The 12,518-nt window shown below is 67.3% G+C and carries 10 protein-coding genes; 7 read left to right on the top strand and 3 right to left on the bottom strand.

The window, feature by feature from the left end; translation table 11 throughout:
* Positions 1–528: 528 nt before the first annotated feature.
* Positions 529–2,079, bottom strand: a complete 1,551-nt coding sequence (locus SZ55_RS19940) for a TROVE domain-containing protein (RefSeq protein WP_044410436.1) — start codon at positions 2,077–2,079, stop codon at positions 529–531.
* Between the two features lie 265 nt (positions 2,080–2,344).
* Between SZ55_RS19940 and rtcR the strand changes: the two genes are divergently transcribed.
* From rtcR to SZ55_RS19925, 3 genes are all read left to right on the top strand, one after another.
* Positions 2,345–3,946 carry an RNA repair transcriptional activator RtcR gene (rtcR, locus tag SZ55_RS19935; protein WP_044410433.1) on the top strand — a complete coding sequence of 534 codons (1,602 nt, stop codon included), beginning with the start codon at positions 2,345–2,347 and terminating at the stop codon, positions 3,944–3,946.
* Between the two features lie 107 nt (positions 3,947–4,053).
* Complete coding sequence (locus SZ55_RS19930; RefSeq protein WP_044410430.1) at positions 4,054–4,635, top strand: NADAR family protein; 582 nt, start codon at positions 4,054–4,056, stop codon at positions 4,633–4,635.
* Positions 4,632–5,576 carry an SMI1/KNR4 family protein gene (locus SZ55_RS19925; protein ID WP_052807635.1) on the top strand — a complete coding sequence of 315 codons (945 nt, stop codon included), beginning with the start codon at positions 4,632–4,634 and terminating at the stop codon, positions 5,574–5,576. Before SZ55_RS19930 ends, SZ55_RS19925 begins: the two co-directional genes overlap by 4 nt.
* On the opposite strand, the gene SZ55_RS19920 is transcribed toward SZ55_RS19925, so the two are convergent.
* Positions 5,570–7,423 carry an Lnb N-terminal periplasmic domain-containing protein gene (locus SZ55_RS19920; protein WP_044410427.1) on the bottom strand — a complete coding sequence of 618 codons (1,854 nt, stop codon included), beginning with the start codon at positions 7,421–7,423 and terminating at the stop codon, positions 5,570–5,572. The genes SZ55_RS19925 and SZ55_RS19920 overlap by 7 nt on opposite strands.
* A 189-nt stretch (positions 7,424–7,612) precedes the next feature.
* On the opposite strand from SZ55_RS19920, the gene SZ55_RS19915 reads away from it, so the two are divergent.
* From SZ55_RS19915 to SZ55_RS19900, 4 genes are all read left to right on the top strand, one after another.
* Positions 7,613–10,126, top strand: a complete 2,514-nt coding sequence (locus SZ55_RS19915; protein ID WP_044410424.1) for a Lon protease family protein — start codon at positions 7,613–7,615, stop codon at positions 10,124–10,126.
* A 208-nt stretch (positions 10,127–10,334) separates the two neighbouring features.
* A complete protein-coding gene (locus SZ55_RS19910) occupies positions 10,335–10,676 on the top strand; it encodes a PA4575 family protein (RefSeq protein WP_044410422.1) in 342 nt (113 codons plus the stop codon).
* A 181-nt stretch (positions 10,677–10,857) separates the two neighbouring features.
* The gene (locus tag SZ55_RS19905; RefSeq protein ID WP_044410420.1) at positions 10,858–11,352 is read left to right on the top strand and encodes a TIGR00645 family protein; all 495 of its coding nucleotides are present in this window, start codon (positions 10,858–10,860) and stop codon (positions 11,350–11,352) included.
* Positions 11,353–11,474: 122 nt separating this feature from the next.
* A complete protein-coding gene (locus tag SZ55_RS19900) occupies positions 11,475–12,092 on the top strand; it encodes an FKBP-type peptidyl-prolyl cis-trans isomerase (RefSeq protein WP_044410417.1) in 618 nt (205 codons plus the stop codon).
* Between the two features lie 136 nt (positions 12,093–12,228).
* Here SZ55_RS19900 and SZ55_RS19895 read toward each other — a convergent pair whose 3' ends face one another.
* Positions 12,229–12,477, bottom strand: coding sequence for a PA4570 family protein (locus SZ55_RS19895; RefSeq protein ID WP_044410414.1), 249 nt, complete (start codon positions 12,475–12,477; stop codon positions 12,229–12,231).
* Between the last annotated feature and the right edge of the window lie 41 nt (positions 12,478–12,518).

The following is a 12,518-nucleotide window of genomic DNA, read 5'->3' as shown; positions in this document are numbered from 1 at the left end:
CTGCCAGCCCTTGCGGGCACCTCAAAAACTACCTGCGTTGCCATCGCGGCGTTAAAAACAGGCTCAAAATGCTCATTTACACTGCGTAAACTGCGCTTTTTCGCCTGTTTTTGCCTTGCGCTGGCGGCCTCGCCTACGTTTTTGAGGCGCCCTTGCGGGCTGTAGTGAAACAGGTGCGACGACAAGTGGTGGTGAAACGTTTTCGTGTTCTACCGTTGAACTACGGCCCCGCAGTATTGGAGCCGACGGGATTCGAACCCGCATCTCGACCGTTGGAGGGTGTAGTTCCACCGGCATTCGTCGCAAAACTCAAGGTGGCACGACAAGGGAAGGTGACTGTTCCGCGTTGCCGCGGGCCGGAATCGAACCGGCTCAACCGATGTACAGCCGCCTGCATTCGTGCCGCGCGATACGGTGACAAGAGTGTGCAGGGACATCGGTGATGGAGTCCCGGCTGCATTCGCCGTCTCGCGCTTCAACGCATTGCGGGCCCCGCCCCATTGCGGGGCCCTTGATTACTCCGTATCGCTACAGCTCGGTCGCCTCGATCAGCTCGACCCAGTGCCGCGCGCCGTATTCGCCACTGGCGAACTGGGCGATCACATCGAATACCGCATCGCCGAAACCGCCGACGTTGAGGATGTCCTGCTGCTCCTGCGCCTGGGTGGTGCCGTGGGGCTGGATGTCGATGCAGATCATCTTCGCCTTCGGGTTCAGCCGCTTCAGCTGCTGCCACTGGAGCATGGTTTCGGTGGCGCCGCGCCGTTTGGCGTCGATCCAGGATTCGTTGTCCGAAACCAGGATCAGCGTGTCCACCTTGGCCTTCTCCTTCACCAACTGCGCCAGCGGTGCCGAGCAGTTGGTGCCACCGCCGCCGATCGAGGCCAGCTTCTGCGCGTTGCTCATCACGCTGTCACGCGGGTTGAGGCGCACGTCCACCACCTGGTTCTCGAACGGCATCACCCGCGCCGCCGGCTGCTTGCGCAGCACCGCCGCCGCCATCAGGGCCGCCACGTCGATGCAGCGCACCGTGCTGGTGGCGCCCTGGCGGTAGCCGGTGGCCGGGCTCTGCATGGAGCCGGACACGTCCGGGCACACCACCACGTTGCCGCTCAGCGCCGGCACGTTGGCCAGCGACAGTTCCAGGGCGTCCTGCAGCGCCTCGCGCACCGGTCCCGGTACGTCGTTGCCGGCCATCGTGTAGGCGGTCAGCAACTGGTACGGGTAGACCCGTGACTTGGCCACCGCTTCCCGGTCTGCCAGCCGCGCGGCAACCGTGTAGGCCGCGTCGGGCAACTGGAACACACCGTGGCGCGCCAGGGTGTTGAGGTTCATCCGAAGGGCCTGCCAGCCCATGCGCTGTGCCTGTTCCAGCCATTGCGCGGCGCTCAGTTGACGGTCGCCCAGCAACTGGAAGGGCACGTCCGGCAGCTCGTCGCTGGCGCCGCTGCGGAAGGCCAGCAGGGCACGGGTCAGCGGCGGCAGCGCGTCGGCGTCCGCCGGCTTGCCGAGTACCCAGGCGAAGAAGGCTTCGCGCCAGGCTTCGCTCGGTTTCGGGTGGACCATCTTCAGCACGTCCGCCAGGGACGGCTGGTTGCCGATCGCGGCCTGCAGCAGCTGGCGCTCGCTGGCGCTGTTCAGCCACGCCTGCACCAGGCGCTTGGGCTGCGTACCGAGCGATTTGCGACCGGTCACGCCGCTGCGCAGGATCTGCACCACGTTGCGCAGCATCTTGCCGTTGTCCACCACCTGGCCGAAAACCGCCGGCAGCAGGGAGGAGCGTTGCGCCGCCAGGGCGGCCACCAGCAGGGCCGGCATGTCCTTCATGTGACCGGCACGGCGGGCGTACACGGCGGTCTTGGCCACGAAGGCCGCGTCCAGCTGGGCCACCAGGGCCAGCACCTCGGCCAGCTGCTCGGGGGCGTCGGCGTAGAAGGTCTGGTTCAGGCAACCGGTCATCGCCAGCTGGGCCAGCTTGTGCTTCGGTTGCAGGGCGTAGGCACCGGCCTTGCTGCGGTTGTATGCATCCACCTGCGGCAGGCTGGCTGCCTGGGTGTTGAAGAGGGCGGTGTTGGCCATCGTGGCGTCTCGCTCTGTTGTCCTTTCGTTGACAGGGATAAAGCGAGGCGCGTGCCAACTTCGTTTTTTGTGCCGAGAATATTTTTCAATTCATTGATATTTAAGGTTTTTATTTTTATTCGAGATTTTCGGGTGCAGAATCTCAAGCCGACTGCTGCATGATTTTCCTATTCCTGGATATACGAATTTATCTTTTTGGATAAACTGCCGATCTTTCAATCGTCTTCGAGTCGCCAGCGGCAAGTGCCGTTGCGGAGGAATGAACATGAGCCGCAAGACCGTCGCCATCGGATTCGTCGGCGCGACCCTGGACCGCATGGGCAAGGGCGCCGACCGCTGGAACAAATGGCGCCCCACTGTGGGCCTGTGCCAGCAGCCGGACCTGCTGGTGGACCGGCTGGAGCTGATCCACGGCAGCGATGCCCGCGACCTGGGGCTGTCCCAGCGCATCAAGGGCGACGTGGAGCAGGTGTCGCCGCAGACCGAGGTGCGCCTGCACGAGATGCCGCTGCGCAACCCCTGGGACTTCGAGGAGGTGTATGGCGCGCTGCATGACTTTGTCAGCGCTTACCGCTTCGACACCGAGCACGAGGACTACCTGGTGCACATCACCACCGGTACCCACGTGGCGCAGATCTGCTGGTTCCTGCTCACCGAGGCGCGCTACCTGCCGGCGCGGTTGGTGCAGACCTCGCCGGGCCGGCGTCGTGAGGAGGATCGCCACGCCATCGGCACCCATTCGCTGATCGACCTCGACCTGTCCCGTTATGACCGCATCGCCTCGCGCTTCCAGCGCGAGCAGCTGGAAGGGCTGGAGCTGCTGAAGTCGGGCATCGCCACGCGCAACCCGGCGTTCAACCGCAGCATCGAGCAGATCGAGCGGGTGGCAGTGCGTTCGCGGGCGCCGATGCTGCTGATCGGCCCCACCGGTGCGGGCAAGTCCTTCCTGGCGCGGCGGGTGTACGAACTCAAGCGGGCCAGGCACCAGGTGGCGGGGCGCTTCGTCGAGGTGAACTGCGCCACCCTGCGTGGCGACGGTGCCATGTCGGCGCTGTTCGGCCACCTCAAGGGCGCCTTCACCGGCGCGCAGAGCGCCCGTGACGGCCTGCTGCGGGCGGCGGACGGCGGCATGCTGTTCCTCGACGAGATCGGCGAACTGGGCCTGGACGAGCAGGCCATGCTGCTCAAGGCCATCGAGGAGAAGCGCTTCTTCCCCATGGGCGCCGACCGCGAGGTGGAGAGCGACTTCCTGCTGATCGCCGGCACCCACCGCGACCTGCGCACGCGGGTGGCCGAGGGGCTGTTCCGCGAGGACCTGTTCGCCCGCATCAACCTCTGGACCTTCGAACTGCCGGGCCTGGCGGGGCGCCGCGAGGACATCGAGCCGAACATCGACTTCGAGCTGGAACGCCACGCCCGCGACCAGGGGCGTCTGGTGCGCTTCAACCTGGAGGCGCGGCGTCGCTACCTGGCATTCGCCTGTTCCGCCGAAGCGCGCTGGAGCGGCAACTTCCGCGAGCTGTCGGCGTCCATCACGCGCATGGCGACCCTGGCCGACAGCGGCCGCATCGACGAGGCGCTGGTGCAGGAGGAGATCGACCGGCTGCGCCGCGCCTGGGGCCATGAGTCCGGTCCGGACGATGGTCTGGCGGCGCTGCTGGGGGAACGTCTGGCCGAGCTGGACCGCTTCGACCGCCTGCAACTGGCAGCGGTGGTGGCGGTGTGCCACGAGGCGAGCAGCCTGTCCGAGGCCGGACGGCTGCTCTACGACGTGTCGCGCCAGGCCAAGGCGCAACCCAATGACGCGGACCGGCTGCGCAAGTACCTGGGCAGGTTCGGCCTGGAGTGGAAGGACCTGGCGCGGTAGGGCGTGAAGGCGCGGGCTCACGGTGAGCGTGCCGATCCGGGCACAGCCGGTGCCGGCGTGCTCGGCTATCCTGTCGGCCTTTTTCACCCGCCATGCAAGGACTGCCCATGAGCCTTCCCCTGTCCGTCGAGCAGTTGCGCGAGCGCTGCGCCGCCGGTGACACCTTCGATTACCTGTACTTCTGGGGCCATACCTCGGCACCGGGCGCGCCGTTGGGCAAGGCCTGCTTCAGCCAGTGGTTCAAGTCGCCCTTCGTTCTGGATGGCGTCCGCTATGCCACGGCGGAGCACTGGATGATGGCCGGCAAGGCGCGCCTGTTCGGCGATGAGCGCGCATTGCAGGCCGTACTCGCGGCGCGCACACCGGCCGAGGCCAAGGCCGTCGGGCGGGAGGTGCGCGGGTTCGATGAGGCTCGCTGGCTGGCCGCCCGTTTTGACCTGGTGGTGGCAGGCAACCAGGCCAAGTTCGAGCAGAACGCCGAGCTGCGCCGGGTGCTGCTGGCCACGGCTGGTCGGGTGCTGGTGGAAGCCAGCCCGGTGGACCCGGTGTGGGGCATCGGCCTGGCCGAGGCGGATGTAGCGGCCCGTACGCCGGCTACCTGGCGCGGGCTCAACCTGCTGGGCTTTGCGTTGATGGTGGTGCGCGAGCGCCTGGCGGTGGCGCAGCCGGTGCAGGAGGAGTGCGAATGAACGCCTTCAGCGCGGAAGACCTCCAGCGCCTGGCCCGGCATGGCCTGGTGCTGTTCGGCGGGCGGCTGATCCACCAGGCGCAGCCGCCCGTCACCGACGAGCAACTGGCCGAGGTGGAGCGCCGCGTCGGCCGCCCGCTGCCACCGACCCTGGTGCGGCTGTGGCGCGTCGCCTATGGCGGCGTGCTGGATTACGACCTGCGGGTGGATTACCAGGGCCACATTCATCCCTATTCGCTGCGGGAGCTGTTCTACCCCGGCAGCGATGGCTACAACGACCTCTGGGGCTGGCTGGAGCACGAGCAGGAATGGGCCCGGCAGATCGCCGAGGAGGAAGGCCGCGAGTGGGACGGGCGGCTGGACTTCCTGCCCATCGGCGGCTTCGAGTACCTGGAGCGGCTGTATGTCTGCGTCGAACCCGGGGACTACTTCGGCCGCGTCTACGCCTGGAGCCAGGGCCTGCCGCCGGCCTGGGCGATGCGCCTGCACGAGGATGCCTTCGCCCGGGTGGCCGATGATCTGGAGGGGCTGTTCGCCCAGCTGGCCTACGAGCGCGACCCGCTGGCGGAGGATGCCGACGGCTCCGGCCTGGAACTGCTGGAGGCGCTGATCCCGCTGGAGGAAGGCGATGCCGCCGACCAGGCCCTGGCCGAGCGGGTGAAGGCCTGCCTGGGCGCTCTGGTGCTGGATTGGCAGGCGGCGCTGGAAGCTGGCTCCATCGCTGCACGACCCGACCTGCAGCGGCTGGCCCTGGAGCGGGCGGTGGAGGCCGACGACACGGCGCTGCTGGAGCGGCTGGAGGCGTCAGGTATTGAGCTTGGCCAACTGATCCGCGGCGGGGTCAACGGGCCGGTGTTCGCCCGCCTGCTCAAGCGGGACGCGGTCCAGGCCTGGTTCGCCGCGCGCGGCATCGCGGAGCGCCAGCGCGAGGACGCTCAGTAGTGGTACCAGCGCAGTTGCAGCATCACCTGGTTGTCGTCCCCGGCGAGGTGGCTGAACGAGCGCTCCGCCGACAGACGCAGGCCCAGTTGCTGGCTCAGTTCCCACTGCTGGGCCAGTGACAGCCGGCGGCGCACTTCGCCGTTGTGGAAGTAGTCCCCGGTGGCTTCCAGGCTGAGGGTGCCGAGGCGGTTGTGCCAGAGCAGGCCGGTGTCGAAGCCGCCCGCGCCGGCGACGAAGGCGGCGAAGTCCGGGTTGTGTTCCACGCGGGCCGTGGCCAGTGCGTAGTAGAGCGCATCGTCCCCCAGTTGCCAGGTGGCCCCGGCGCCGCCGTTGAGGTGGCTCACCAGGGTTTCGTCGCCGTCCTTGCCGGGCACCCGTTCCAGGCCGCCGGCGACCTGCCAGGACCAGGGCTGCAGCAGGGCGGTGCGGGGCGTCAGCGAGCGGATGGTGGCGAAGTCCAGCTGCTGCAGTTGCCAGTGGTTCTCCTCGTACTGGCGCAGCTTGAGCTGGAGGATTTCGATCTGGGCCCCGAGGGGGAAGCCCGCCAGGTTGTCCTGCAGGTCGTGGTAGGCCATGCGCAGGCCGTACTCGGCATAGGCGCGGTCTTCGCGGCTGCCCAGGCCCAGTTGCCAGGTGCGCGAGTCGTGGCCGTCCTCGGGCAGGGCCGGGCGTTCCACGTCGAGGGCGGGCGGCGGGTTGCGGTTGATCGCCTGCAGCAGCTGGAAGCCACGCCGTGCGCGGTCCTTGTCGCGCTCTTCACCGGCGCTGCGGTAGCGGTCCAGGCGGAAGGCGGCATCCTGCACCAGCGCCCGGCGCGGGGCCGGCAGGGCCTGGAACTCGGGGGCCTGTAGCAATGAGGCGTCGTCGGCCAGGCGCAGGGCCCACTGCTGTTCCACGGGCTCCAGCGGTTCGGCACGGGCGGCCAGCTCCCGCTCGCGGGAGGGGCGGAAGTCGATGCGGTCCACCAGCCCGGCGTTCTTCACCGCGCGCACGGTGTCGGTGGGGATGGCGGTGAGGGGGAACTGCTCGGTCAGCTCGGTGCCGGGGCGGGCGATCTCCAGCAGCTCCAGCAGGCGGTAGGAGCAGTTCTCGTCGAAGAAGAAGTAGTCGAAGCGCACCTGCTTCAGTTCCCAGACGTGCTCGACCATGCGCCCGGTCTCCTCGGGGCTGAGGTTGAGCCGGTACTCCCACAGGTCGCGGTTCTCCAGGCGGCTGTATTCCTTGAGCTTGTCGCGGTAGGGGACCAGGGCGAAGAGCCCGGGGTAGCCGCCCATCAGGCCTTTCCAGGCGTAGAGGATGCTGTTGTCGGCGCCTTCGATGAAGGCACCGAAGTTGAGGGCGTAGCTGAGCAGGGCGGTGTTGTTCTCGTCTACATCGCTCTGGTCGATGCGCAGCAGGGTGTGGCCGAACATCGAGGAGGGGCTGTTGAGGTAGGCCGCCGGGAACACCAGCACGGTGCTGTGGGGGTTGATGTCCTGGAACCACTGGCGGTATTCGCTGCACGCCGGGGCAGGCAGGTCGCGCAGGTCCAGCTGTTCGCGCAGCCAGCGGGTGCGGGCGGGGTAGACGCACTGGGGGTGGCGGTCGCCGAGGGCCGGGTCACGGTACAGCGCCTGGACGGTGGCGCCGAGTTCCGCTTCCGGGCTGTGTGCGCCGTCAGGCGAGAGGAAGAAGCGCCCGTCGTCGACGTAGCTGCGCCAGCCGCCCAGCTTGCCGCGCTCGTAGTGGCCGAGTGCGATCCAGTAGGGGTCGTTGGCCAGGCGCTGCAGCCTCTCCACGGGGATGGGCGTGGCGGCCAGCAGGACATTGCAGGTGAGCAGCAGCGGGAGAAGGAGGATCCGTTTCAACGGGCGGCTCGCTTTGCCTGGGGAAGGGGGCGAGCTTTCGTGAAGGGCGGGGCGGGTGTCAAGCAAGGTCAGGCGAGGGATTTTCGCAAGCCGTGACGGGGCTCGCCGCCACACGCGGAACGCCTTGCCACGCGCTTCCGGCGAGCGCCAGAATGCGGCCATCTCCCGCGTCGCCCACAAGGATTCCCGATGCCCGCTCCATTCGCTGCTTCCCTTCGCCTGGCTCCTGAGGCGCTCACCCGCTGCTTCGACGCCGGTCAGTTCTCCTTCACCACCACCGACGACCTCGAGCCGTTCCGTGGCGTGCTCGGCCAGGAGCGCGCGGTGGAGGCCCTGCAATTCGGCGTGGCGATGCCCCGCGCCGGCTACAACGTCTACGTCATGGGCGAGCCGGGCACCGGCCGCTTCTCCTTCGTGCAGCGCTACCTCAAGGCCGAGGGCAAGCGCCTGGCGACCCCGGAGGACTGGGTCTACGTCAACCATTTCGACGAGCCCCGCGAGCCCCGCGCGCTGCGCCTGCCGCCAGGCGAGGCGAACGCCTTCATCGCCGACATCGGCCAGCTTGTGGATAACCTGCTGGCCACCTTCCCGGCGGTGTTCGAGACGCCCACCTTCCAGCAGAAGAAGAGCGCCATCGACCGCGGCTTCAACCAGCGCTACGACCGTGCGCTGGACGTGATCGAGCGTCTGGCCCTGGAGAAGGACGTGGCGCTGTACCGCGATGCATCGAACATCGCCTTCACCCCGATGAAGGATGGCAAGGCGCTGGACGAGGCGGACTTCGCCCAGTTGCCGGAAGCCGAGCGCGAGCGCTTCCACGATGACATCGCGCTGCTGGAGGAGCGCCTCAACGAGGAGCTGGCCAGCCTGCCGCAATGGAAGCGCGAGTCGAGCAACCAGCTGCGCCAGCTCAACGAGGAGACCATCACCCAGGCGCTGCAGCCGCTCTTGGCGCCGCTCTCGGAGAAATACGCGGAGAACGCCGGGGTGGTGGCTTATCTGCAGGCGATGCAGGTGAACCTGCTGAAGACCGTGGTCGACCAGTTGCTGGACGACAAGCCGGACGTGCAGCGCCGCGAGATGCTGGAGGAGCAGTACTGCCCCAGCCTGGTGGTGGGGCACCCCGATGGCAGCGGGGCACCGGTGGTGTTCGAGCCGCACCCGACCTACGACAACCTGTTCGGCCGTATCGAGTACGGCACCGACCAGGGCGCGCTCTACACCAGCTACCGCCAGCTGCGCCCGGGTGCACTGCACCGCGCCAACGGCGGGTTCCTGGTGCTGGAGGCGGAGAAGATGCTCAGCGAGCCCTTCGTCTGGGATGCGCTGAAGCGCGCGCTGCATTCGCGCCAGCTGAAGATGGAGTCGCCGCTGGCCGAGTTGGGCCGCCTGGCCACCGTGACCCTGACGCCCCAGGTGATCCCGCTGCAGGTGAAGGTGGTGATCATCGGGTCGCGCCAGCTCTATTACACGCTGCAGGATCTGGACCCGGACTTCCAGGAGATGTTCCGGGTGCTGGTGGACTTCGATGAAGAGATCGACTTCAACGAGGAGACCCTGGAGCAGTTCGCTCAGTTGCTGAAGACCCGCACCACCGAGGAAGGCATGGCGCCGCTCAGCGCGGATGCCGTGGCGCGCCTGGCGACCTACAGTGTGCGCCTGGCGGAGAACCAGCGGCGGCTGTCGGCGAAGATCGGCGACCTGTTCCAGCTGCACAGCGAGGCGGACTTCCTTCGTCAGCTGGCCGGTGAGCCGGTGACCAACGCCGAGCACGTGGAGCGGGCGCTGAAGGCCAAGGCCACGCGCACCGGGCGGGTGTCGGCGCGCATCCTCGACGACATGCTGGCCGGCACCATCCTGATCGACACCGAGGGCGCGGCCGTGGGCAAGTGCAACGGCCTCACGGTGCTGGAGGTGGGGGACTCGGCGTTCGGCGTGCCGGCGCGGATCTCTGCCACTGTCTACCCGGGTGGTTCGGGCATCGTCGACATCGAGCGCGAGGTCAACCTGGGCCAGCCGATCCACTCCAAGGGGGTGATGATCCTCACCGGCTACTTGGGCAGCCGCTACGCCCAGGAGTTTCCCCTGGAGATTTCCGCGAGCATCGCGCTGGAGCAGTCCTACGGCTATGTAGACGGCGACAGCGCCTCCCTGGGCGAGGCCTGCACGCTGATCTCGGCGCTGTCGCGCACGCCGCTGAAGCAGTGCTTCGCCATCACCGGTTCGATCAACCAGTTCGGCGAGGTGCAGGCCGTGGGCGGGGTGAACGAGAAGATCGAAGGCTTCTTCCGCCTGTGCGAGGCCCGGGGGCTGACGGGTGAGCAGGGGGTGATCATTCCCCACGCCAACGTCACCAACCTGATGCTCGACGAACGGGTAGTGCAGGCCGTGCGCAAGGGCCAGTTCCATGTCTACGCCGTGCGCCAGGCCGACGAGGCCCTGAGCCTGCTGGTGGGCGAGCCGGCCGGTGCGCCGGACGAGAAGGGCCGCTTCCCGGCGGGCAGCATCAATGCACGCGTGGTGGCCCGCCTGCGGGAGATCGCCGAGATGGGCATGGAGGAAGAGGAGAAGGCCCCCGCCAAGGACGCGGAGGCTGTTGCTGCTGCCGTCGCTGCCGAGAAGGCGCCGGAGCCCGCCAAGCCGAAGCGCAAGGCGCCCACCCGGAAGGCACCTGCGGCCGACGCTGGCAAGGCGTCGGAATGATCTGACAGACGGTTTGACGCCGTGCCAGGGAGGGCGCGGCTGGTCAGGCTTCGAGCAAGGCCCCACAGCACAGGCAGGGCGGCGCTTCGGCGGTTTTGCCGACATTCATTCCACAGGGTTATCCACAGAAGGCGTGGATAAGAATTCCTCGCTTTCCCAGGTTTTCGGGGTGTAGGCTGGGCGCCAGGTCCACGCGAGGAATGCCGTCATGTCCCGCACCCTCTGCCTTACCCGTCAATGCCTGGGGCTGGTCACCCGTATCGAATGCGTGATCCTGCCGCTGGCCGGTGACAACGGTCTGTGGACCCTCATCTGTGCAGCCGGCATTTCCGGCACCCAACCGTCCGCCATTCGCGCCCAGGGCCCGTTCCATGGGCCTTTTGTCGCCGAATCGGTGATGGCGAGCATCGCGGATTGCCTGGGCGAGCTGGGCTACTGCCCCTGCGAGGAGCCCATGACCTGGCGCCTGCACCAGCAGGCGGAGCTGCGTCGCCTGAACCAGACGCGAGGGCGCACGCTGGGGAATTGCCTGTCACGCCCGGACAGTTGATGGCGGTTTTTCGAGCATCCGTTGCAGCGCCGCAGGCGCAGGCGGCGGCAGCGATCCTTGCAGTGCTCATGCACAGGGTTATCCACAGCTTTCGGGGATATTTCCGGGCGTTTCATTCTGTTTTTCTGTAGGAAAGTGCTCGCTATACTCGCCGCCATTTCCACCCCTGCTGCGAGGCTTCATGGAACGCTTTTTGGAAAACTCGATGTACGCGGCGCGTTGGCTGCTGGCGCCCATCTACTTCGGCCTGTCGCTGGCGCTGCTGGCGCTGGCGCTGAAGTTCTTCCAGGAGATCTACCACGTCATTCCCCACGTCTTCGAGAAGACCGAGGGTGAGCTGATCCTGGTGCTGCTCTCGCTGATCGACATGTCCTTGGTGGGTGGCCTGCTGGTGATGGTGATGTTCTCCGGCTACGAGAACTTCGTGTCGCAGCTGGACATCGACGAGAACAAGGAGAAGCTCAGCTGGCTCGGCAAGATGGACTCCGGTTCGCTGAAGATGAAGGTGGCGGCGTCCATCGTGGCGATCTCGTCCATCCACCTGCTGAGGGTCTTCATGGATGCGCAGAACATCGATAACGACAAGATCCTCTGGTACGTGGTGGTGCACATGACCTTCGTGGTCTCGGCGTTCGCCATGGGCTACCTGGACAAGATGAGCAAGAGCAGCCACTGAGCCTTGCTGCAACGGCCGCCCGCTCGCCTTCCAGGCCGGCGGGCGGTTTCGTTTCCGGGGTAGGGCGGTGCCAGGGGCTGTGCTAGTCTGGCCGACCTTTTTTCCCTGTGCGGAGCCCGGCCATGTCCGAACTCGATCTTTCCAGTGATGAATCCCGCGTCAGCTACGGCATTGGCCGCCAGCTGGGTGACCAGATCCGTGACAACCCTCCGCCCGGCGTGAGCATCGATGCGGTGGTCGCCGGCCTGCGCGACGCCTTTGCCGGCCAGGAAAGCCGCGTCGACGCGGCCGACCTGAACGCGGCGTTCCGGGTCATCCGCGAGCGCATGCAGGCCCAGGCCCAGGCCAAGGCTGAAGCGGCGGCTGGCGAAGGCCGCGCCTACCTGGCAGAGAACGCCAAGCGCGAAGGCGTGACCGTGCTGCCGTCCGGCCTGCAGTTCGAGGTGCTGGTGGCAGGTGAGGGCGCCAAGCCGTCGGCCGAGGACACCGTGCGCACCCACTACCACGGCACGCTGATCGACGGCACCGTGTTCGACAGCTCCTACAACCGTGGCGAGCCGGCCGAGTTCCCGGTGGGTGGCGTGATCCCGGGCTGGGTCGAGGCCCTGCAACTGATGAATGCCGGCAGCAAGTGGCGCCTGCACGTGCCCAGCGAGCTGGCCTATGGCGCGCAGGGCGTGGGCAGCATCCCGCCCCACAGCGTGCTGGTGTTCGACGTGGAGCTGCTGGCGATCCTCTGATCCCGCAAAGAGCGATGCCTGGGCTGGCCGTCCTGGCCCGCCCGGGCACCTGCGGGGCCTTGTCGGCCCCGTTTGCAAGCGGGCGCCCCGGGGCGCCCGCTTGCGGGTGGCGCGTCCTGCACCACCCGGATCTCCGTCATGCCAGGTGGGCGTCCTGTTGCGGCCTCAAGGCCCGCGCGTAGCAGAACAGGAAGAGGTTGCGCACCAGTTCCTTGAGCACCAGCGGCTCGCTGGAATTCAGCCCGGCCAGGTCGAGGTCGCCCTGGTCACGCAGTTCGTCGAGGGCTTCTTCTTCCAGCACGGCGCAGATTTCCCCGGTTTCACGGTGGAGGATGCGCAGGTAGGGGTGGGGGCGATCCAGCCAGGCATCGATCAGGTAGGTCATGGCTCATCTCCTTGAAAAGCTGTGAGATGAGAATAATTCCT

Source organism: Pseudomonas sp. FeS53a (genome assembly GCF_000931385.1).
In the GTDB taxonomy this organism is placed as follows: Bacteria; Pseudomonadota; Gammaproteobacteria; order Pseudomonadales; family Pseudomonadaceae; genus Metapseudomonas; species Metapseudomonas otitidis.
This window is presented reverse-complemented; position numbering and strand designations above follow the sequence as displayed.